Origin of the sequence: uncultured Alteromonas sp. (assembly GCF_963976965.1) — a bacterium.
GTDB classification, from domain to species: Bacteria; Pseudomonadota; Gammaproteobacteria; order Enterobacterales; family Alteromonadaceae; genus Alteromonas; species Alteromonas naphthalenivorans.
The window spans coordinates 1-20,243 of the sequence record NZ_CAXBMP010000037.1; the positions used below are offsets into that span (position 1 = coordinate 1).

The window sequence follows — 20,243 nt, forward strand, 5'->3', positions numbered from 1 at the left end:
GCTACCCATGTACTGCTGAGTGAAATATATGCAGCAAAGATCAACAGGCCCTAGTGACGCTGAAATTAAAGCAGTATCTGCTTTAGAAGACGATACGCTACTCATATTGTTTGGCACATGGTGTCATGATAGTGAAAGAGAAGTGCCCCGACTTTTAAAAACACTAGATGCTAGCGGGTTAGATGTGCCTCAATTTACTTTATTTGCCGTTGATAGGAAAAAGAGCGATCCGGAAGGGGTGGCAGAAAAGCATGGGCTTAAATATACGCCAACCTTCATATTAATGCGCGATGGTGAAGAGATAGGGCGAGTGGTAGAACGTGCAGAAACCAGTTTAACCCAAGATTTACAGGCGTTAGCGGCAGCGGCCGAGTAAAATAGCGGAAAAAGAATTAATGGATAAAGAGCTAACGGATTAGGTGGGATTACATAAAAGAAGCAGCAGGCTTTCGTTAGCCTGCTGACTTATCCGCTATATTTTTTACGTTAGCTTAGTTCAAGAACTAAGCCCTGAAGCTACAAGTAAATAGCAGCGTGAAAAAGACGACTACTTCAACGTGTACTCAAGGGTGATTTTCGTATCTAAAAGCTGCGAGACTGGGCAGTTATCTTTTGCTTCCTGAGCAATTTTAGCAAATTCATCTTCGGTAATACCTTCAACGCTAGCTTCTAGGCTTAACGCTGACTGGCTAATCTCATAACCATCGTCTGTCTTATCTAAACTGATTTTAGCGGTAGTATTTAACTCTCCGTCATCATAGCCTGCGCCTGATAATGCAAAAGATAAGGCCATGGTGAAGCAGCTAGCATGCGCTGCACCAATGAGTTCTTCGGGGTTGGTGCCTTTGCCATCTTCAAATCGTGTATTAAATCCGTAGGGTTGATTAGATAATGCGCCTGTTTCGGTAGAAATACTGCCTTTGCCTTGTTTGCCTAAAGGTTTGTATGCCGCACTGCCTGATTTAACTATGCTCATTTACTATTTCCTTACGTTTTTGACCAAACTGGTTATACAGTTTGAAGTTTAAAAACGTAACGATGCAAGTGCTCTGCCGTTATCACTTATTTTCTGCAAGCCAAGGCCATGCGGGCGTTGGCGATAAAGTGATAATAGTAAGCGCCATTGGAGTAGTACGTTAATAGTCGTGTTATCACGTTTAGGTTACAGGGCTAAATGAAAATTTTACCCACAATTTTAATGAGACTGATAATGAAAGTTTCTAAGGCTTAATCCGTTCTGTATTTGTGAGCCGTATATTTTGTCTTCGATAGTTAATTTTAAGGTTAATAATGAAATCTATTTTGCACGCGTTATTGTTAAGCACGTTTATCGCTGCGCCAATTGCCACTGCTGACGAGACTGTTCTGGCTGGTGGATGTTTCTGGTGTATGGAATCTGATTTTGAAAAATTAGAGGGCGTAACCGATGTGGTCTCGGGTTTTACCGGAGGAACCGTGCCCAACCCTACTTATAATGGTAACCATAAAGGGCATTATGAAGCGGTGAAGATAACTTACGATGAAAGCAAAATATCGTATCGAGAGATACTCGACCACTACTGGGTGAATATCGACCCCTTCGATGCAAGAGGGCAATTTTGTGATAAAGGCCCCAGTTATTTAAGTGCTGTGTTTGTGGCAAGTGAAGAAGAACGTGCCATTGCACAAGACACTAAAAATGCGGTAAAGGCGCAATTTCCAAATCAAACAGTGGTTACGCCTATTTTAGATTCATCAACGTTTTATCCTATTAAAGGTGATGAGATAGGCCATCAGGATTTTTATAAGAAAAGTCCTGTGCGTTATAAGCTTTACCGCTGGAACTGTGGTCGCGATCAGCGCTTAGAAGAGATTTGGGGTGAGAAAGCGACCGGTAAGTCTTAGCCGTTCTCCTGTTGTCATCAATATTATGCAATGCTGCAGTAAAGTTAAACACAGGTCTGCTTTGTGCGGCATTGCAGAGTTTTTATTTTTATCTCGTAATTTTTTCTTTATAGTTAATTAAAAGTATATGTAGTCGTTGTTTAACCCTAAGTGGCGATGAAATAACCAAAACGGCTGGAAGTAGTACATGAAAAAGTACGGTGTAGTAGGGCTTATCTTGCTGTGTTTGGGATTTTTACCTTACTTTAGTGTGGCTGCACAAAAACAGAAGCCGCTGCCGCTAGATAGCGATACGCTATTAACCACTGGTGCAAGCTACTTCCCTTATGTCGATAAAAATGCGCAAGACGGTGGTTGGTCTGTTTCCTTAGTAAAAGCTGTTTTCAAGCACATGAATACTCCCATTTATATTGACATTTTACCGTGGCAGCGCGGTTACAAGTGGGCGCTTGAGGGCAAGTATCAAGGGACATTCCCTTATGTTTATACCGACGAGCGAGCTAAGTCGTTTATTTACTCTAAACAAATTAATTCAATTCCCGTACGTATTTATACCTCTAAAGAAATGAAAGTGAATACATTGGATGATGTGACAGGGGCTCGCCTGTGTTTGCCCTATGGCCATAGCTTGAGTCGTGAGCAGTCGGCGTTTATCAAAGCTTATAAACTTTCTGTTCAACGAGCGGTTGATGCAGGAGGGTGTATTGTTCAAGTATCAAAAGGGTGGGGCGAAGTAGGCTTTACTAACGGTTATCTGCAAGACGATCACAATTCAGAGCTCTTTGAGGTATTGGAGAATGTTAATATTATCGACATTCCTGTGGCCACTATTCCGCTTTATTACATTGTCTCTAAAGAGCTTGAAAATGCGCAAGCGCACATCGATAAATTTAATGCTGCATTAGCGTTTATTGAACAGTCCGGCGAGCGCCGCCAAATAGATAAGCAGTTTGAAGCCATAGCCAATCAAAAATAGCGCTGGATGAAAAAAGCTTTCAGTAATTAAGTGTTATCACTTCGCTCAATTTATCTGATTATGCGCAATAGGTATCGTCTTCAATCGCTGAAAACCACTAATTATATTGCGTGTTGGCTAATTTTAATTGACTGATATTTATGATTATCCGCATGCTAATAGCGTGATAAAGTGGGTCGAGGTAGTGTTAAGGGCAAGTATAAGGAAAGAGGGGCGATATGGTCATCGATGGTGTAGTGCTAGCAGGTGGGCTTTCAAGTCGAATGGGGGAAGACAAGGCGCTTTTGAAACGAGATGAGCGCGATATGCTTACTTACACAGCGGATTTAGTTTCTTCGTTATCTATTGAACGTTTATTGATTAGTCGAAATGAAGCTACCACCATTGGTTATCAGCCTAATGATGCTGATGGCGATGCTTATAACTGTGCTCATAAATCCGCTTATAATTGTGCTCATAAATTTGAGGTGTTCAATGATGTAGTGGCCGGTGTTGGGCCTCTGGGCGGAATATATTCTGTTGCTATTCAAAGCAAAGCTGATGCATTGATTATCACGCCCGTCGATTTGCCTTTATTGCGCACAGAAGATTTAGAGCAGCTTATTAACGAAGGCTCCAGCGCGAAACGGCCCGCGTATTTTTCTCATCACTACTTGCCTTTGTTTTTGCCGTTGACTAAAGAGGTTCGTCAGTACCTTGATGATGTTGTTAAAGGCAAAGTGCCCCAACGCTCAGTCAATACAATGTGTACAAATTTTGGTGCAATTGAAGTAACACCTAAAAATAATTCGCGGCTAACCAATGTGAATACTCCAGCACAATGGGATGCCGCAAAAAAATTGCTATCACTGGCCGGAAATTAACGACACTTTAACGAACATGACGTACTTGTTAGTGTGTTTAATAATCAGTTGGCTTATGATTTAAACGTTTATTATCAGAGTGCTCGAACTAACGAGCTTGTGCTAGAGCGCTAGTTAGACAAAGTTTATCAATTACATCAAATTCAATATTGCTCGTTCATACACTTAAGGGTTAACACAATGCTTAGTATCTGTTTACCGCGCGCTAAATCTTTTATGAAGATAACTAGCTTGTGCATTAGTAGCGTCGTTGTTTCTTTCTCGGTGAGTGCTGCAAATATCGCAAGTGCTGAAGGCACCGAGGGCCAAGCTAGCGTTAAAAACCAAGCCTCAACGAATAGTCAATTTCCTCAGGATTTACCTTCATCCAGTCTGGTAAACGTTGAGCGTTACCCTGAAGCAAATGTTACCCACCCAGTACCTCAATTTAGTGTAGACGCTAGCTGGCCTACCATGCCGAAAACGATGATAATTGGCCAAGTACCAGGGTTGTCTGTAGATAAAAACGATAACGTATGGTTGCTACACCGCCCAAATTCACTAAGTAAACTCGATGTGGGGCTTACCAACAATATGGGGCTATGCTGTGAAGCAGCTCCTCATGTTTTACAATTTTCCCCACAAGGTGACTTATTGAATGCGTGGGGCGGACCTGAAATCTCACCTTCAATAAACGGCGAAAACCAGTGGCCAGCAACTGTCCATGGATTATATGTGGATGATGAAAACACGGTATGGTTAGGTGGAAATGGTGATGGGGATCACGTGGTACTCAATTTCACTGAAAAAGGCGAATTCATTCGCCAGTTTGGTACCCGTGGAAAAACCGATGGTAACTTAAGTAAATCAACGTTAGGCAACCCTGCCGATATTTTTCATAACACCCAAACCAATAAAGTTTTTATTGCCGACGGATACATTAATAAACGGGTGACAGCGTTTAACACAGATGCCAATGAGTTTGACCAATTATGGGGGGCATACGGCACTGCACCTGGCGGCGGCACGCGAGAAGGCGCATTCGATGTTTCTCAAGCCACCGCAAATGCTGGTGCTACTAGTACACAAGCGCAAAATTTTGGTGATATTGTGCATTGTGTTACCCAAGCAACTGACGGCAGAATATATGTATGCGACAGACGGAATAATCGAATTCAAGTATTCAAAGCTGATGAAAGCGGTACGGTTAATTTCGTGCAAGACGTGATAGTGGCTGGCGAAACCGGCGGCTTAGGGACAGCTTCTGATATCGCGTTTTCGCCCGACAATAAATACATGTACGTGGCCGATATGATGAATGGCCGTATTTGGATTTTATTACACGAGAACTATCAAGTGTTGGGCAGTTTTGGTCGTCCTGGTCGCTACCCAGGTCAGTTTACTTGGCTGCATAGTGTGGTAGCTGACAGCGAGGGTAATCTGTACACCTCAGAAGTCAGTACTGGTCGACGAGTGCAAAAGTTTGTATTAACAGGCTTTGAGACTAATTAATAGCGCTAGGTCCAAGCATTGGGCCCAAGCGTTGGACGCAAGCGTTGGGCACTAGCGTAGGACATAATCGCTAAGCCAGATAATAATAAGCAGCAGTAATAAGGATAATAATGGCTCAACAGCAAAGCGTTAAATCACACCGCGTGAAAGTTAGGGGTAGTACAAGGTTAGGCCTTTGGTCTTGTCTATTAAATGTAGTGCTATTACGGTCGGTGCCATTACGTTCGGTGCTAGTACGGACCGTGTTATCGAGCGCATTGCTATTAAGCGCTGCGGCTGATGCGAAAACAGAGGTAGCTGAGAATAATCAAAGCCTAAGCAGTTCTGCAGCCTCAAGCCAAAACGTAAACTTAAGCCAAAAGATAAACTTGAGTTCGGGTGCCAAAGGGGTGCTAGAAAAGCCTAGTTGCACCGCTAAAAACGATTCAAATGTTAATGTAAAAGGCGCAGTACTGTTAATTCACGGTTGGGCAGGGCAAAAAGACGAAGTAGGCGATTTATATAAAGATTTGGCTCATCAGTTAAGTACGCATTGCATAGCCTCTGTTAGATTTGATGTTCGAGGTGAGGCTGAGCGTGAAGCAAGTAACTATACACTATCGAGTACCTTTAAAAGCCGCGTAGAAGATGCGCAAGCCGGGCTAGATTATTTGCAAGCGCAATATCCCAGTACAATGCTGGTAGTGGTAGGGTTTAGTTTAGGTGGTGCTACCGCTATGGAGTTAGTCAGCACGCACCCTAAAGCATTTGAAGGTATGGTGCTTTGGTCTACAGCGCTAAACCCGAATGAAGTCGTTACAAATACGCAAAACTACAAGGAAGTAAGGCAAGCGCTAGAAGAGGGGCAAAGCACGATAAAAAGCTGGGTTCATTTGACCCTGACCCGTAAGCACGTAGTGGGAATGTTAGGTTACAACCCTATTCGCAATTTAGGTGATTTTGAAGGGAAGCTATTAGCGATAAGAGGCTCGAACGACTATTTACCTGCCCACGAAAAAGTCATTTTTGAGGCAAGTAATGCGGTTAGTGAAGATGCCTACTACCTAGGTGGGGCTGATCATATATTCAACGTTTATGAGCCGGATAAGAGCAAAAAAGAAGAGGTGCTGGATTTATCTGTTAATTGGATCAAGTCGCTTTTTAATTAACGCGTGTTGCGCTTTCAATGACTGGCTGAAAACACAGATGAGATAACATAAGTCGGTTAACGGCGGGTGTATAAAAACCGCCGTGTTAAATACTAAGTGTTATGGTTCAAAAGATATTCTATTAACGCGTTTTCGGGCAATGGTTTAGACCAGAAATAGCCTTGGCCAATGTCGCAGCCAAGTGACAGTAGCTTTTGCAAGGTTTCGTCATCTTCAATCCCTTCCGCAACCGTCTTTAAGCCTAAACTGGCTGCCATATTGATAATTGCACCTACCAGAGACTCATCGTGCTCAGAGAAACACAACGGGCTAATAAAAGATCTATCTACTTTAAGCTTTGAGGCGTTAAAGTTTCGAAGATAACCTAAGTTAGAATAACCAGTACCAAAGTCGTCGATGGCAATGGTAATACCAAGCTTACTTAGTGAGGCAAGTTGCTTTTGTATCTGCTCGGTTTCATCAATCAACAACGATTCGGTTAACTCTAGTTCTAGCGCTTCTGGAGGTAAGCCCGCTTCGTACAATGCGCTTTCTATGGTGCGTTGAAGCTGGCCGTCTTTAAATTGCATCACCGATAAATTCACCGCAATACGTATGTCAGAATGTCCCTGCTGGCGCAATTGGGCACAAAATTGGGCACAAAATTGGGTGGCTTGGCGTACTACCCAGCTACCTAGTTGATTAATTAAGCCGCTATTTTCCGCCAAGGGGATGAATAAGTCTGGTGGGATCATACTGCCATCAGGTTGAGGCCAACGTAATAGCGCTTCTAAGGTGTTAATGTTGCCACTCTTTAAATCTACGATAGGCTGGTAGTGAAGCTCAAATTGTTGTTCGCTTAGCGCAGGACGCAGAAGTTGAAGCATCTTAAACTTGTTTTCGCTGGCTTTGTCTAAGCTCTCATCATAATGGTGGTAGGTATTGCGACCATCCTGTTTCGCTTTGTACATGGCGATATCGGCTTTGCGGCACAACTGCTTAAAATCAGTGCCATCTTTTGGCGCGCTTGCTGTACCTAAAGAGGCTGAAACCGTGACTTGATTTTGAAATATATCAAAAACAGACGCGCATTGGCCAATCAGAGAATTAGCGAGGGACGTCAACTCATTGCTTTGAGGATTGATAGGGGCAATAACTAAAAATTCATCGCCACCGAAGCGGATGAGATATTGTTTAGGTAACAGTATCTCGGTTATCTGTTGGGTAAGTAGTTTAAGTAATTGGTCGCCCGCTGCATGGCCTAAGGCATCGTTAATAGGCTTGAAATTATCTAAATCAATAAACAGAATTGCTAATGACAGCCCATTTTCTTCACACTCGCTTAGCGATAAGTTAAATAGGGTTTCACCGTAAAGTCGGTTAGGTAAGTTTGTTAGGCTATCGTGGTGCGCTAAATGCTGAATCTGCGTGCGACTTTGCGCCACTTTTATATTTTCGCCCTGAAGCGATGTCATCAAATCTTTGATATCACGAACTAAAATGTAAACACTAAAACCGGTGACGATAAATATCACTAGTGTGAAAATTAAATGCTCCCAGCTTGTGGAAGGAATATGGGGGGTAATAACACCTTGTAGCGACAACCCGACAATCAGAACACACTGCAAAGTCACGAAAGAAAGTAGCGTTAAAAACAAGCCCACACCGCCTAAAATAGCAGCGAAGATTATCAGGGTGGGATAACCCAAAATAGCTAGGTCGAATAACCCTGCACCGGTTGCCGCTAGCGCGAACAACATAGTAGATAGTGACACCAACAGGGTAGAAGCTGAGGCAAGTAGTTTATGTTTATAAGCGAATACAAACGCAGCAATTAAGCAGGTAAGGCCGGCGGCAATAATAATAAAGGTAATATTTCGAGCCACAGAAAGCGACGCCACCAGTCCGAGGGCAGACACGCCACAAATTTGCATGAGTCTACGGCGACGTATTTGGTTAAACGCGTCTTTATCTATGGTTAACGAAAAATTTGGAATTGTGAGCTCTTTTAGTAACTAAAGGCCGTGGGAGATGTATTTATAATAGCTCACTTTTCCACTAAGGAAGATTAATTCCAGCGCTCGTATTTATACCTTAAGCTGCCTCCAGACACTTATGTGCAAGGTCAGAATGTGTTATCGATGGTCTTGAACCATTTCTTATTCATTCACTCACTCTCTCACTCAGTTCAATATAGTAGCCACATCTTTTGACACTTTGTCATACTCAACCGATTCTATAAAACCTATTGAGAACGTTTTAGGTGTATTCAAAAACTTGTTTTTATCTTGGCGACCAAATCCGAGTACGGTCATGTGAGGACGGCTTACGTAATTATCGGGATGGGTATCATCATCATGATTTAGCAAGAAAATCATTCGGGGAGATGATTCATCGCCAAAGGCATACCATTCAGGGCTGGGCAAATCGCCTTTGTGTGAATCATTTATTGGGTGGCGTATGTCAGTAGCAGAATTAAACCAAAAATCGGTGTCATCCATAGTGCCGCCAGGCACCCCTTCATATTGCACCCAATAATGATAACCGGGGCTTACTGTTGTCATTGTGAAATCACAGTGGGTAGGGTAGAAATCCCATTGGCCTACCCATTTTCCATTTGCTGAAGTAAATGCTATACGAACATGGTTCTGATGCTCGATAAGCACTTCACCATTGGCCTTGTTGGTACCAGCATTCATAGCATGAAAATAACTACCATCTTGCTTATGAATGGCATTTGGAAAGCCGCGGTATTCCCCTTTGTGGCCAGAGCCTTTGATGTTGTTAAAACCAATCCAGTCTACCCCGTCTTTATCGAGCATACTCGATAGCCCGCCACCGTGCTTTTCAAGATAGTAAGTCGCCGACGGGGTTGAAATAATATAGGCAGGTACAGGCCCAGCCGACTCATCCATTCCCTCAGTTAAGCTTACCTTGCCACTTTGATGACTCATTGAACAACCTAAAAGCAATAGTGAAACCAACGTCGTGCCTAACCATTGCGCTAATGTTTGTAGATTTGATGAACACACGAAAGGTTGGTTTCTTAATGCGGCAAATAGCGTCATTCTAAGCATGGTTTTTACTCAACGATGAAGTGGCAGTAGTAGGCTCTTTTTTGGCACTGTGTTTAAGCAGTAAACCTATGGCTAGCATAATGACAGCACAACCTAAAAACATAAGCCGTCCCCACAATGGGTTGGGAATAAGCATCATAACGAGCATGCCTGCGCTCATGATAATAACCATCACACCCAGTTTATTGCGTTGTTGGCGGTCGTAGTCATCTTGCTCAAAATCGGCTATCACCGGTGTTTCTACATCTTTAAAAAAGCGCTCGGTCTCCGCTTTATGCGTGTCTTTTTCGGGGTTATAAAATAAGGAGGTTGCACAGAAGAAGCCGGCGGTAATCACCAGTTGAGCAACAATAATAAGCATTAGATTAAGATCGATTGACTCACGACGAGTAAGCGCTTGTTCTAGCCCAATCCAGCTAGCAAAAAGCTCAGGAGTGAATACATTCATCATTAACCAGGAAACCGTCAGGCCTATAGCCACAGTAACCCAAGGTGCCCACTGGGGCGTTCTTTTGATAAAAAGGCCAAATATTAAGGGAATGAGCAGGGGAACTTGAATCATGGTAGACACGTTCATCATTAGCTCAAATAAACTCAGCTCTTTTAATGATTTGAAGAACAGTGCAACAGCAATGACTAAGATACCACTAATAAAGCTGACCAAACGGCTAACGTTCAACAGGTGCTTGTCTGATACTTGTTTCTGTTTTTTCAGTAATAACGGCTGGTATAAGCTTCGAACAAAAATTCCCGCATTTTTGTTAAGCGCTGAGTCCATAGATGACATCGAGGCAGCAAATAGACCAGCGAGTAATAAACCTACGGTACCCAGCGGCATGGCATTTCGGGTAAACACAAGGTACACCGCATCGCCCGCTTTGTTACCCAGCTCTGGATAGGCGGTAGCTGCATCAGGATAAAGAATGGCCGATGCCCAAGGGGGGATGAACCATACAATACTGCCCACACCCATTAAGACCATGGCCAGCAATGCCGCTTTACGTGCGTTTATGGTGTCTTTTGCGTTTAAAAACCGAAACGAGTCGTTTAGGTTCATGATGGTGATGAGTTGCTTTGCCAAAAAGAAAACAAAGGTACCAACAAGCAATAGGCCGTAGTTCATGTCGGGGCCCATCACAAAATCGACGGGGAAATCGGTTACCAGTGCAACAGGCCCACCTACTTTTACGAGGGCTACAATGGCGCAGGCTATTGAGATAATTGCCACAATGAGGGTTTGTACAAAATCAGACGCTACCACGCCCCATGCACCAGACAATACCGATACAAACAGCACGGTAAGACCGGTGGCAATAATGGTAATACTAATATCAGTATCAAATACGGCGCTAGAGAAAACACCAAGCGCGTTTAACCACACGCCAGCGTTTATCATACTTAATACAATCAGTGCCCATGAGAAGAATTGCTCATTCTGGCTTCCGAAGCGACGTTTAATACCTTCAGTAGGGGTGTCCACACGCATTTGCCTAAAGCGCGCCGAAAAATAGAGCCAGCCACAGAAATAAGCAAAGGTATTAGCGAAGAATACTAGGCTTATAGCAAAGCCATCACTAAAGGCTTTCCCTGCTGCGCCCGTAAAGGTCCAGGCAGAAAACTGTGCCATAAAAGCCGTTGAGCCTACCATCCACCATAACATTCTACCGCCACCACGAAAGTAATCGCTGGTGGAGTTTTTCGCCATCGATTTAAATGCAAAACCGATCCCGAGGATCAGGCAGAAGTACCCTGCAATAACCAGATATTCATACACCATGGGACACCCTTTTATTACAGTTGGCTAACGTCTATCCAATTATCGTTTCGACGAATAAGATCGATGAGTTGCTGGTATTGCGCGCCTTCTTTAAAGGTTTGATAAGGCAAAATATTTTCACCTTTCACATCGTTCACTAATTCGCGAATTAAATAGCGCCAATTGCGTTCGGTGTCACCTTCGCCTTCGGGCGTATTGTCTATGATGTCTTGCGGTAGCGGCAGCTCAGTCCATTGTTTATTTTCGTCATAGTAATAAAGGGGGCCACAGGCGTAATGACCTTTAATGTAGATAGCACCTTTGCTACCGTAAACAACAATATGGTCTTCGTTAAAACGTGGTTGTAAACCGCCATGTTTGAACAACACAGAGACAGGCTTTGCTGCGAGTTCACTGCTTAACTGTGCAAGTACGGTGTACGACCACTCTACATTCGAGTCGCCCCATTTGAGGGTTGGGTCGGAAAGGTCGCTAGGTATAAAGTCGCGGCGCTTCTTGAAATTATGTACCCCTTCAACAATAGGGGCTTTACCCAAATCATCCCGAACTTCGCCCATAATGGATAATATTTCTTCGCCCACAATAGAGGTTACAATTGAAAGCTTATGGGTAAAGTTGTTATTTAAGCGCCCGCCACCGTCTTCTTTGCGGTGAGACCAGCCAAAGGGAATGTCACGTTCTAAATTGAAATGAGAAATGCACTCTACTTCTAGTGGCTCACCAATCATTCCTTGCTCCACTAAACGTTTGGCATGAATGACGTGTGGCATATAGCGAAAGCTTGAAGCAAACGCAGTTTTAACCCCTTTCTCTTTAGCCAATTCATACAGCTTTTTAGCTGAATCACCGGTGGTAGAAAGTGGTTTGTCACTGAATACATGGCAGCCAAATTCAATAGCTTGAATAATGGGCGTTTCGTGGGCGCCGCCGGGGGTGGCAATAGAGACAATGTCTGGCTTGCAGTCTTTAAGTGCTTGTTGCCAGTCAGTGCTGAAGTAAGGAATTGAAAGCTCTTTCGCTACACTTTCCACTACGCTAGGGGTTCTCCCCACTATGCCAACTACCTCTGCACCTGCATACCTAAACGCTTCTGCATGTCCTTGGCCTGCAAATCCAGTACCTTGAATTAATACCTTGATAGGGTTACTCATATTCTTTCCTTTGTCGTATCTGTTGTTGCAGCGCAATATCTCATTACCAGTTCCACACCGTACCGTCTTCTAAACGGCTCACGGGTAAATAAGAGCGTTTGTAGGGGTATTTTTGCGCTGCAGATTCATCAAAATCTACGCCCAAACCGGGTGCGTCTAAAATGGCAACCGTACCGTTTTTAACTTCATAGCGATGGGGGAATATTTCGTTAAGTTGCTCATTTCCAAACCCAACAAATTCCTGAATGCCAAAGTTAGGCGCCCAAATATTCAAATGCATATGGGCAGCAAAGCATATTGGAGATAAATCTGGTGCCCCGTGAGGCGCGGTTTTCACGTTGTAGATATTGGCAAAGTCGGCAATACGACGCAGACCGGTTATACCGCCAGCATGGGTAGCAGCTGCACGTATATAATCAATAAGCTGATCTTGAATCAGGTTTTTGCATTCCCAGATGGTGTTGTAGGTTTCACCAATGGCCAGTGGGGTAGTGGTGTGATGCCTAATCACCTTATAGTTTTCTTGGTTTTCAGCCACTGAAGCGTCTTCAAGAAATAACAGGTTATAAGGTTCTAATAGTTTACCCAGTCGCGCAGATTCAATAGGCGTTAATCGGCTATGCACATCGTGAAGTAAATGAACGTTGTTGCCTAAGCGAGCACGAGCTTGCTTGAAAAGGTCTTCCACCATAGTAAAGTATTTTTGTGTAGACCAAGGTTCTTCTGGGGGAAGCGGGCGGTTGCCTTGTAATTCAAAGTAATCTTTCTTATCACCAAGCACGCCGTAGGTCACCTCTAATCCAGGAACTGCGGCTTGCAAACGTACGGCTTTAAATCCCGCATCAATATGCGCTTGCGCTTTATCAATAGTGTCTTCAATAGTGTCGCCACTAGCGTGTGCATACAAGGTAACTGCCGTACGGCTTTTTCCACCCAGTAATTGATAAACGGGCATATTAGCGGCTTTGCCTTTTATATCCCACAGTGCCATATCAATTGCCGCAATGGCGGCCATATTTATGGGGCCTTTACGCCAATAAACGCCTTTATAAAGATATTGCCAAATATCCTCTATGTCATGTGCATCGCGGCCAATTAAACATGGTGCAATATGCTCTTCAAGGCAGGTGACTACCGCCATTTCTCTGCCATTTAACGTTGCATCGCCTATACCGTAAATACCGCTATCTGTCATGACTTTTACGGTAACGAAATTGCGTCCCGGGCTGCATACAAATACCTTAATTTCTTCAATCTTCACCAGTCTTCCCTCTGCTTTAAATGAAAGAATAAAACGTTTTAGTAAAACGTTTTAGTTGACTAAAGCTAGCATACGAACGCATAATGTCAACAAGTTGTTAACAATGGTGCGATAAGCTACAGGTTTTTCGCAGAAGCTATGCAAAAAGTGAAATTGGCGGATGTGGCGCGCTTAGCCAAAGTGTCGAACAGTACAGTATCTCAGTACATTAATGGGCGTTTCGACTATATGTCGAAGGAAACCGAGCTTCGAGTTCGGGCGGCTATTAAAGAATTAAATTATACGCCTAACCGCTTTGCTCAAGGCTTAAAAACTACCAAAACCAAGACAATAGGGGTGATTGTTCGGGATATTACCGGTTTTGATACCAGCCGAACCATTCGCGGTGTGGACGACTTCTGTAAAAAAGAGAATTATAACGCACTCATCTACAACACGGATTTTGATCCCGAGGTAGAAGCCAAATCGTTAGAGGCGTTATTTCAGTTGCAAGTAGACGGAATAATTATCGCCTCATCAGGTAAAAACAATGGCCTTATTGAAGAGTATATTCATAAGGGCTTGCCTATAGTACACGTGCAATTAGAACATGACGGCAGCGAGAAGAACCTTGTTTTATCTGATTACCGCAAAGCCGCTTTTGATGCGACAGACTATTTAATCAAATTAGGGCATGAACGAATTTGCTTTGTGACGCAGGAATACCAGAACGTTAAATCGAGGAATGAGCGTTATTTAGGTTACACCGATGCACTCGAAAAGCATGGTATTCAATACAATGAAGCGTTAGTGCAGTACTGGCAACGAGAAACAGGGTTTGAACACTCGCCAAAGGCAATTCTTCAATCAGATGCTGCGCCTACGGCGTTTTTTACTCAGCATCTCGCTATTACTACCGAACTTTTAGCGCACTTAAACCAAGAAGGGGTAAGTGTGCCTGACGATGTTTCTTTGTTAGGTTTTGATGATGTTCCCATGACGGAGTTTTTTAAAGTACCGGTTACGGTAGTAAAGCAAGAGCCTTACATTATCGGAAAGGAAGCTGCCCAGCTTCTTCTTGAATTAATAGAAGATAAAGACAGGCATTCACAAAAAATTATGATTTCTTGTTCAGTAACGCAAAGAGAATCTTGCGCTAGCCCGAAGAAAAAAGGGGGGCAGTAAACGCGAGAGGAATAGGTGAATTTTGCTGTGGGGCGTAGGGTTTACTTGATACTTAATGGCAAATAAAAAAGCGCTTTCAATATGATTAAAAGCGCTCTTGTTGCAAAATTTTATCTAGTTAGAAGCTACCGACTACGGTGACAGAGTCATTCGCTAAACTCTCATCCACAAAGCCAATAGTGTTTGGGTTATCAGCAACAAGTTGCAGCATTTCTTCTTGTGTAGATACCTCTTCAGGAGGCGTTCCTTGGCCAGTAAAAACTAATTTAGACCAAAATGCAGAATATTGGCTTTCTGACTTTCCTAATACGCCCGTGTTGAAGGCACCACGAACATCATTACCTTGCTCAAATGTCAAAGGAAGTGCTTTGCTACCGTCAGGAAATGCTTTCATTTTGCCAAGGTAGATTCTTTTCACCGCATCGGCGTCAATACCCGAATTATTTTTTGCACTAACGATAATTACGTTTGCTGCACTTACAGGAAGTGCACACATTAAACTAAGTAATAGGACCGCTTTCGCTTTCATTTTCATTATTCCTTAAAATACTAAATCTAAAGATACTGCTATTGCAGGGGGGCGATTGCTCTATCGTAAGGCGTTAGTCGATAGCGCCGTTGCGTCTGTGTCGTCGAATCCAGCTTGTATCCTGCTAGGCGCGATAATTACGTATTAATTCTTCGAACTTAGAATAGTATAAGTTCAGTATATTAGCAGTGAAAGTTTATGCAAAATGTTAAATCCTCCATACTGAACGTTAATGTGCCTACTTTTACCTTTTACCTTTAAAAAATAAACAAAGATGCAGACTTCCACTACGGCATACCCAGAATAAATACCTAAAACCGAATACCTCACATAATTACCTGAGTGTTATTATGGAGATATGAGCCTTAATACCATAATAGGTGAAGTTTTCGGGAACTTCCATTAATGACAAGCTAAGCGTGTGTCCAAGAAGTTTATGGATTGGTGTATTATCAATAATTAGCGCATGTGGAAAGGATAATTGTTGTTGCCACAGTTGTTTAAATTTAGCATCGCCAGGAACGAGTTGATTCATAAAATGGGCAGATATGGCTAAACCAAACAAAAAGGGGCCAGTTCGAACAGTGCAAATAGCCTGCGCGAAATGTAAAACCCCAATTTTTAAATACCGTAAAGGTGGTAAAGGAGCATTAGTAAAGTGTTTTAAGGAGCGTATTGTTGAAAACTATACCACCACACCTTGCCAATGCCCGGGCTGTGAGCAGCCCTTTGCTCGAGAAACTCTCGTGCGGGGCGCTCCTGCTTATAAAATAATTGGCGGAAAAGTGACTATGAAATAGTAAAACTCTCGTTATTTGCCAACGCTAGTTTCTATGGTTGGCACTACCGACATGCCCACCCGTAAATCTTCAATATGTTCTTGTGCCCCGTCTAAACCAATGCGTATGGGGAGGCGCTGAACAATCTTTGTGAAATTCCCTGTCGCATTGTGTGGGGCAACTGCAGAGTAACTGACATTACTTGCTGGTCCTAAACTGGCTACCTTACCCTTTAGGGTGATACCCGGTAAGGCATCGACTTCAACGTTTACAGTTTGGCCCGCTTTAATATGTGCCAATTGCGTTTCTCGGTAGTTTGCCGTGATATATAAAGTATTACTAGGGACGACTACCATCAAAGGTTCCCCTGTATTTATGAACTCACCAACCCGCGCTAGTTTCTTCCCAATGATACCGTCTATAGGGGCATAAACCTTTGTGTAGGACAGTTTAAGCGTTTGAGTGTCAAGATCTGCTTCGGCGAGTTCAAGCGCTGCTCGGGCCGCGTCCAAACTTGCTTCAAGTACCTGGGTTTGCTGCTGTGTAAAGGTTAATTCTGCTTTACTTTTCGCTACGTTAGCCTGAGCAATAGTAAGTTGAGCATCCGCTTGTTGTAGTGCTTGCTTACTACCTGAACCATCTTGAGCGAGGTTGCTGAAACGAGTTTGATTCGCTTTTGCTAAGGCCAGCGCGGCTTTACTCGCTTCATATGTTGCCTCTGCTTGTTCAATCTTTGTGTGTTGTTGAGATAATTTCGCTTTAATACTCGCGAGGTTCGCATTAGCACTATGGGCTTTCGCTTTGCTAGCGGCAACGGCTAGCTTAACATCATCATCTTCAATTAAAACCATTAGGTCACCTTGTTTGACCTGCTGATTTTCCTCGACTAAAACGGCTTTAACCGTCCCTGATAACTTTGCACCCACCGAACTGAAGTCGGCTTCTATATAAGCGTCGTTTGTGGTTTGGAAGGTGCTGTTAGATTCTGGTTCATTTAAATAAACTACAGTGCCTACTGCTAAGACGACAAGTACGCTAGCGATAGTCAATTTGATAGGGCGGGGTAATGCCATAATTTGTTATCCTTGCTAAAAATGATTAATTGGTTACAGGTGAGCTGGGCGCTGGCACGTGAGTCATACTGAGCACTATGGGGATCAGCAGGCATGCAAGCACACCAAATAGACGGTAAATATCGGCTATTGATAGCGTAAGCGATTGCTGAGCGAAAATGTGTGACAACTCTGCAGGGTTCAGTATGGGTAAATATGAACTTGATGTTGACGCGTGCCCGATAAGCGTATCTGTATGCAAACTGCCGCGCTGCGTCAAAAGGTGGCCTACTAATGCGCCGCCTAACAATGTTCCTAATACCCGCAACGTATTGATAATACCTGAGAAGTAAGGGCCTTCGTGTGGTTGAACCACGCTTGTCATCAGAAACAGCATAGACACCACCGCCATAGGTTGCCCAATGGCTTGCAAAATTTGCGTTACTAAAAATTGATCACGGTTCCAGCTGCTGGTAATACCGGCACCTATGAAACACGCGATACCAATAGTTAATAAACCTATTGCGAACACAACACGCGCATCAACCCACTTTTTATATAGCAGTATGGCTACCACAGAACCCAACACTAGCTGAGGCAGGGCGATGATCAGTGCAAGTTGAGACGATTGGAGTACTCGATAATCTTGTACTGCAGTTAAAAAGTTCATGGGTAGTACCGTCGCTGACATGAACACAATTAATAATAGGGTAAAGATGAGCGATCCTAATCCTAAATTTCTGCGTCCGAGTAGTCGCAAACTTATAAAAGGAGTAGGGTGGTACCACTCGGTAATAAGATAAAGAGTGAGCAATGCGCCCCCATTTATTAATGCTAGGGTGATTAAGGTGGAATTGAACCAGTCTAAACGTTCCCCTTGTGTAAGAGCGATAGTTAGCAGCGCCATGCCAATTACACCTAAGCCCATGCCTAGCCAATTCCCTTCTTTAAATCGCCCATACTTGGTAGCTTCCTTCGGAGCCCCCCAACGTACCAACGCAATAGCCACAAAACACAGCGGGATAACTTGCCAATATATAAGGCGCCAATTGTTTACCTCATCAGTCCATTGTCCGGTTAACCAAATAGCAATATTAGGCGAAAATGTCGCTGTCATGGCGTATAGCGCTAGCCCATGCAAACGTATATGCAGCGGCAATGCTTTTAACGCCATCATCATCAATAGTGGAACAAGAGCCCCACTGGCTACGCCTTGAACGAACCTGAGCGCGATAACCAGTGATAAGTCATTGACGAAGGGCAAGGTAAGCGCAATCGATGCGATAATTAACACCATGTAGGTGTGAAAACGACGAACCGAAAAGGTAATGGCAAACCATGTCGCAAAGGGGGTAATGAGTATTTCCCCGGCTAAATAGCTGGTAGTTATCCATGAGCTACCATCTACACCAAAGCCGAGCGCGCCACGCACATCCACTAGCCCCAAGGTGCCAACTCTGTTGTTAAGACCAGCCATCATCGCACTGATAAATATACCCAGTAACGCTGCGAGAATTTTGGTGGGTGGTAAAGCTGGTTTACTCATCGCTCACCTCTACTGCGTTCCAGCCACCGCCCAACGATTTATATAAAGACACCAAGCTTAAGCTTGTGCTGGTCACACTTTCACTAAGTGCAAGTTGGCTATCGAGTAAATTGCGCTGTGCGGTTAGTACATCAAGATAGTTTCCCGCACCTTGTTCAAAACGGCGTTCTGCAAAGTGAAGCGCCTGTTGATAGCCATGATAGGCTTTTTCAAGGGCGTCATGATGGCTTCGCATTGACGCTAATCCATCGAGGGCATTGTCTACTTCGTGCCACGCATTTAATACGGTTTTTCGGTAGGCGATAGCCGCACTTTTTTGCGCTTCCTCAGTTAGCTTTAAGCGTTGTTCGAGCTTCCCACCCTGAAAAATAGGCAAGTAAATGGCAGGGCCCACACTAAAAAACTGGCATCCCATGTGGCTAAGTCGCCACTTTCAAATGACTCGAACCCCGTGCGGCCAACTAAGGTAATGCGCGGATAGAAGTTAGCTTGTGCTACCCCAATATCAGCAGTGGCCTTATGAAGCTTAGCTTGGGCAGAGAGCACATCAGGGCGTTGTTGCGCTAACTCACTGGGTATGCCAATGGGAATGGTATTAGGTAGCGAAGGTTGGGGCATGGCATAATAAGCAGTGCATCGAGTGCGTGCGGCGATTCGCCAAGCAAGATAGCAATACTGTTCATTTGCGCTTCCACCGTGGCTAGCTGAGCCTCTGCCATCGACATATCATAGCGCGTAGCAAAACCATTGTTAGCTTGGTTACCAACCAGTTTTAGTTTATGCGCTGCAATAGCTTTATTGTGTTGCACGATCTGTAATTGGCTTTGCGTACCTCTAAGTTGTAGATATTGGTGGGCAACTTCGGCCATCAAGCTAACCTTAAAGGCTTCTCGGTCTAGAAGTGTTGCCTCTAACTCAGCCATAGCACCTTCTTCGGCACGCTTGATATGACCCCACAAGTCGATTTCCCAGCTTGCATCGAAGCCTGTTTGCCAGTAGTTGTTTCCACTGTCTTTAGCGCCAAGCGCTGCAAATTTACTATTGTCACTAATATCTTCACGGGTGTAATCACCAAAAAAAGATACTTGGGGCAGTTTATTGGCCTTGGTTATTCCTAAGCGTGCTCGGCTTTGCTCAATGCGACTCGCGGTAAGTTGTAAATCCAGATTGGCGTGCTCAGCTCGCTCGGCAAGTTCAGTCAGGATAGGGTCATTAAAATGCGACCACCATGAAGAGGAAATCATGGTATTAGAGACATTATATTGCTGAACGTAGTCTCTATTATTCTCTATATCCGTTATTGAATAAGCTTCTTCAGGAATAGTAAAGTTTGGACCTACTGTGCAACCAGCAAGAAGCGCAATGCCTACAGAAAGAGTCAGACTTTTAAGCCTAGGGGCTGTTTTGAAGTAGTGGGTGCGCATAACAATAGAATCTCTTGGTTATTACAAATCATAAAATCGAACCGAACTTATCGGTACAGTTTGAGGTCGTAAGAAAATCGACTCACTAGTTAATAGTGAATCGATTTTCAGGTAATTCGTGGTCTTTTAAACTTAGTGTTAT

General features: G+C 43.7%; 20 protein-coding genes. 8 read left to right on the plus strand and 12 right to left on the minus strand.

What is annotated here, in order from left to right; genetic code table 11:
- Nucleotides 1–28 precede the first annotated feature (28 nt).
- On the plus strand, nucleotides 29–376 hold the full coding sequence (locus AAC006_RS19150) for a thioredoxin family protein (protein ID WP_339892288.1): 348 nt from the start codon (nucleotides 29–31) through the stop codon (nucleotides 374–376).
- A 171-nt stretch (nucleotides 377–547) separates the two neighbouring features.
- On the opposite strand, the gene AAC006_RS19155 is transcribed toward AAC006_RS19150, so the two are convergent.
- Nucleotides 548–976, minus strand: coding sequence for an OsmC family protein (locus tag AAC006_RS19155; protein WP_013783601.1), 429 nt, complete (start codon nucleotides 974–976; stop codon nucleotides 548–550).
- A gap of 314 nt (nucleotides 977–1,290) precedes the next feature.
- On the opposite strand from AAC006_RS19155, the gene msrA reads away from it, so the two are divergent.
- The 5 genes from msrA (at nucleotide 1,291) to AAC006_RS19180 (ending at nucleotide 6,362) form a co-directional block, all read left to right on the plus strand.
- Nucleotides 1,291–1,884 carry a peptide-methionine (S)-S-oxide reductase MsrA gene (gene msrA, locus AAC006_RS19160; RefSeq protein ID WP_126873017.1) on the plus strand — a complete coding sequence of 198 codons (594 nt, stop codon included), beginning with the start codon at nucleotides 1,291–1,293 and terminating at the stop codon, nucleotides 1,882–1,884.
- A 187-nt stretch (nucleotides 1,885–2,071) separates the two neighbouring features.
- Entirely contained in the window at nucleotides 2,072–2,860 is a 789-nt protein-coding gene (locus tag AAC006_RS19165) for a transporter substrate-binding domain-containing protein (protein WP_126873018.1), read from the plus strand.
- Between the two features lie 218 nt (nucleotides 2,861–3,078).
- Nucleotides 3,079–3,723: a molybdenum cofactor guanylyltransferase gene (locus AAC006_RS19170; RefSeq protein WP_126873019.1), complete on the plus strand. Its 645-nt coding sequence runs from the start codon at nucleotides 3,079–3,081 to the stop codon at nucleotides 3,721–3,723.
- A gap of 216 nt (nucleotides 3,724–3,939) precedes the next feature.
- The gene (locus AAC006_RS19175) at nucleotides 3,940–5,214 is read left to right on the plus strand and encodes a beta-propeller fold lactonase family protein (RefSeq protein ID WP_244360717.1); all 1,275 of its coding nucleotides are present in this window, start codon (nucleotides 3,940–3,942) and stop codon (nucleotides 5,212–5,214) included.
- Between the two features lie 110 nt (nucleotides 5,215–5,324).
- The gene (locus tag AAC006_RS19180) at nucleotides 5,325–6,362 is read left to right on the plus strand and encodes an alpha/beta fold hydrolase (RefSeq protein WP_126873021.1); all 1,038 of its coding nucleotides are present in this window, start codon (nucleotides 5,325–5,327) and stop codon (nucleotides 6,360–6,362) included.
- Nucleotides 6,363–6,454: 92 nt separating this feature from the next.
- Here AAC006_RS19180 and AAC006_RS19185 read toward each other — a convergent pair whose 3' ends face one another.
- The 5 genes from AAC006_RS19185 to manD form a co-directional block, all read right to left on the minus strand.
- Nucleotides 6,455–8,275, minus strand: coding sequence for an EAL domain-containing protein (locus AAC006_RS19185; protein WP_339892293.1), 1,821 nt, complete (start codon nucleotides 8,273–8,275; stop codon nucleotides 6,455–6,457).
- A gap of 249 nt (nucleotides 8,276–8,524) precedes the next feature.
- Nucleotides 8,525–9,409 carry a hypothetical protein gene (locus tag AAC006_RS19190; protein ID WP_126873032.1) on the minus strand — a complete coding sequence of 295 codons (885 nt, stop codon included), beginning with the start codon at nucleotides 9,407–9,409 and terminating at the stop codon, nucleotides 8,525–8,527.
- A 1-nt stretch (nucleotide 9,410) separates the two neighbouring features.
- Nucleotides 9,411–11,195 (minus strand): transporter, encoded by a 1,785-nt coding sequence (locus AAC006_RS19195; protein ID WP_126873022.1) that lies wholly within the window; start codon nucleotides 11,193–11,195, stop codon nucleotides 9,411–9,413.
- Nucleotides 11,196–11,209: 14 nt separating this feature from the next.
- Nucleotides 11,210–12,346, minus strand: coding sequence for a Gfo/Idh/MocA family oxidoreductase (locus AAC006_RS19200; RefSeq protein ID WP_013783609.1), 1,137 nt, complete (start codon nucleotides 12,344–12,346; stop codon nucleotides 11,210–11,212).
- 43 nt (nucleotides 12,347–12,389) lie between these two features.
- Nucleotides 12,390–13,607, minus strand: a complete 1,218-nt coding sequence (gene manD / locus AAC006_RS19205) for a D-mannonate dehydratase ManD (protein WP_013783610.1) — start codon at nucleotides 13,605–13,607, stop codon at nucleotides 12,390–12,392.
- Between the two features lie 138 nt (nucleotides 13,608–13,745).
- Between manD and AAC006_RS19210 the strand changes: the two genes are divergently transcribed.
- A complete protein-coding gene (locus AAC006_RS19210; RefSeq protein ID WP_126873023.1) occupies nucleotides 13,746–14,771 on the plus strand; it encodes a LacI family DNA-binding transcriptional regulator in 1,026 nt (341 codons plus the stop codon).
- A 118-nt stretch (nucleotides 14,772–14,889) separates the two neighbouring features.
- Here the strand turns inward: AAC006_RS19210 and AAC006_RS19215 are convergent, their stop codons facing one another.
- The gene (locus tag AAC006_RS19215; RefSeq protein WP_126873033.1) at nucleotides 14,890–15,267 is read right to left on the minus strand and encodes a phosphate ABC transporter substrate-binding protein; all 378 of its coding nucleotides are present in this window, start codon (nucleotides 15,265–15,267) and stop codon (nucleotides 14,890–14,892) included.
- Between the two features lie 581 nt (nucleotides 15,268–15,848).
- Between AAC006_RS19215 and AAC006_RS19220 the strand changes: the two genes are divergently transcribed.
- Entirely contained in the window at nucleotides 15,849–16,100 is a 252-nt protein-coding gene (locus tag AAC006_RS19220; protein ID WP_013783613.1) for a hypothetical protein, read from the plus strand.
- 11 nt (nucleotides 16,101–16,111) lie between these two features.
- On the opposite strand, the gene AAC006_RS19225 is transcribed toward AAC006_RS19220, so the two are convergent.
- Genes AAC006_RS19225 through AAC006_RS19245 form a run of 5 tightly spaced genes read right to left on the minus strand, consistent with a single transcriptional unit; the run spans nucleotide 16,112 to nucleotide 20,101 of the window.
- Nucleotides 16,112–17,152: an HlyD family secretion protein gene (locus AAC006_RS19225; RefSeq protein ID WP_013783614.1), complete on the minus strand. Its 1,041-nt coding sequence runs from the start codon at nucleotides 17,150–17,152 to the stop codon at nucleotides 16,112–16,114.
- A gap of 25 nt (nucleotides 17,153–17,177) precedes the next feature.
- A complete protein-coding gene (locus AAC006_RS19230; RefSeq protein WP_013783615.1) occupies nucleotides 17,178–18,677 on the minus strand; it encodes an MFS transporter in 1,500 nt (499 codons plus the stop codon).
- The gene (locus AAC006_RS19235) at nucleotides 18,670–19,053 is read right to left on the minus strand and encodes a TolC family protein (RefSeq protein ID WP_250636033.1); all 384 of its coding nucleotides are present in this window, start codon (nucleotides 19,051–19,053) and stop codon (nucleotides 18,670–18,672) included. The genes AAC006_RS19230 and AAC006_RS19235 overlap by 8 nt, the downstream gene beginning before the upstream one ends.
- Complete coding sequence (locus tag AAC006_RS19240) at nucleotides 19,014–19,295, minus strand: TolC family protein (RefSeq protein WP_250636034.1); 282 nt, start codon at nucleotides 19,293–19,295, stop codon at nucleotides 19,014–19,016. The genes AAC006_RS19235 and AAC006_RS19240 overlap by 40 nt, the downstream gene beginning before the upstream one ends.
- Nucleotides 19,241–20,101, minus strand: coding sequence for a TolC family protein (locus tag AAC006_RS19245; RefSeq protein ID WP_260563512.1), 861 nt, complete (start codon nucleotides 20,099–20,101; stop codon nucleotides 19,241–19,243). The genes AAC006_RS19240 and AAC006_RS19245 overlap by 55 nt, the downstream gene beginning before the upstream one ends.
- Nucleotides 20,102–20,243 lie beyond the last annotated feature (142 nt).

Excerpts from the sequence above, each read along its gene's own strand:
- AAC006_RS19195 (WP_126873022.1), bottom strand. The coding sequence starts at position 11,195 with ATGGTGTATGAATATCTGGTTATTGCAGGGTACTTCTGCCTGATCCTC.
- AAC006_RS19165 (WP_126873018.1), top strand. The coding sequence starts at position 2,072 with ATGAAAAAGTACGGTGTAGTAGGGCTTATCTTGCTGTGTTTGGGATTT.
- AAC006_RS19150 (WP_339892288.1), top strand. The coding sequence starts at position 29 with ATGCAGCAAAGATCAACAGGCCCTAGTGACGCTGAAATTAAAGCAGTA.
- AAC006_RS19185 (WP_339892293.1), bottom strand. The coding sequence starts at position 8,275 with ATGCAAATTTGTGGCGTGTCTGCCCTCGGACTGGTGGCGTCGCTTTCT.
- AAC006_RS19220 (WP_013783613.1), top strand. The coding sequence starts at position 15,849 with ATGGCTAAACCAAACAAAAAGGGGCCAGTTCGAACAGTGCAAATAGCC.
- AAC006_RS19225 (WP_013783614.1), bottom strand. The coding sequence starts at position 17,152 with ATGGCATTACCCCGCCCTATCAAATTGACTATCGCTAGCGTACTTGTC.
- AAC006_RS19230 (WP_013783615.1), bottom strand. The coding sequence starts at position 18,677 with ATGAGTAAACCAGCTTTACCACCCACCAAAATTCTCGCAGCGTTACTG.
- AAC006_RS19210 (WP_126873023.1), top strand. The coding sequence starts at position 13,746 with ATGCAAAAAGTGAAATTGGCGGATGTGGCGCGCTTAGCCAAAGTGTCG.
- AAC006_RS19245 (WP_260563512.1), bottom strand. The coding sequence starts at position 20,101 with ATGCGCACCCACTACTTCAAAACAGCCCCTAGGCTTAAAAGTCTGACT.
- AAC006_RS19175 (WP_244360717.1), top strand. The coding sequence starts at position 3,940 with ATGAAGATAACTAGCTTGTGCATTAGTAGCGTCGTTGTTTCTTTCTCG.
- AAC006_RS19240 (WP_250636034.1), bottom strand. The coding sequence starts at position 19,295 with ATGCCCCAACCTTCGCTACCTAATACCATTCCCATTGGCATACCCAGT.
- AAC006_RS19170 (WP_126873019.1), top strand. The coding sequence starts at position 3,079 with ATGGTCATCGATGGTGTAGTGCTAGCAGGTGGGCTTTCAAGTCGAATG.
- msrA (WP_126873017.1), top strand. The coding sequence starts at position 1,291 with ATGAAATCTATTTTGCACGCGTTATTGTTAAGCACGTTTATCGCTGCG.
- AAC006_RS19215 (WP_126873033.1), bottom strand. The coding sequence starts at position 15,267 with ATGTGTGCACTTCCTGTAAGTGCAGCAAACGTAATTATCGTTAGTGCA.
- AAC006_RS19180 (WP_126873021.1), top strand. The coding sequence starts at position 5,325 with ATGGCTCAACAGCAAAGCGTTAAATCACACCGCGTGAAAGTTAGGGGT.
- AAC006_RS19190 (WP_126873032.1), bottom strand. The coding sequence starts at position 9,409 with ATGACGCTATTTGCCGCATTAAGAAACCAACCTTTCGTGTGTTCATCA.
- AAC006_RS19200 (WP_013783609.1), bottom strand. The coding sequence starts at position 12,346 with ATGAGTAACCCTATCAAGGTATTAATTCAAGGTACTGGATTTGCAGGC.
- AAC006_RS19155 (WP_013783601.1), bottom strand. The coding sequence starts at position 976 with ATGAGCATAGTTAAATCAGGCAGTGCGGCATACAAACCTTTAGGCAAA.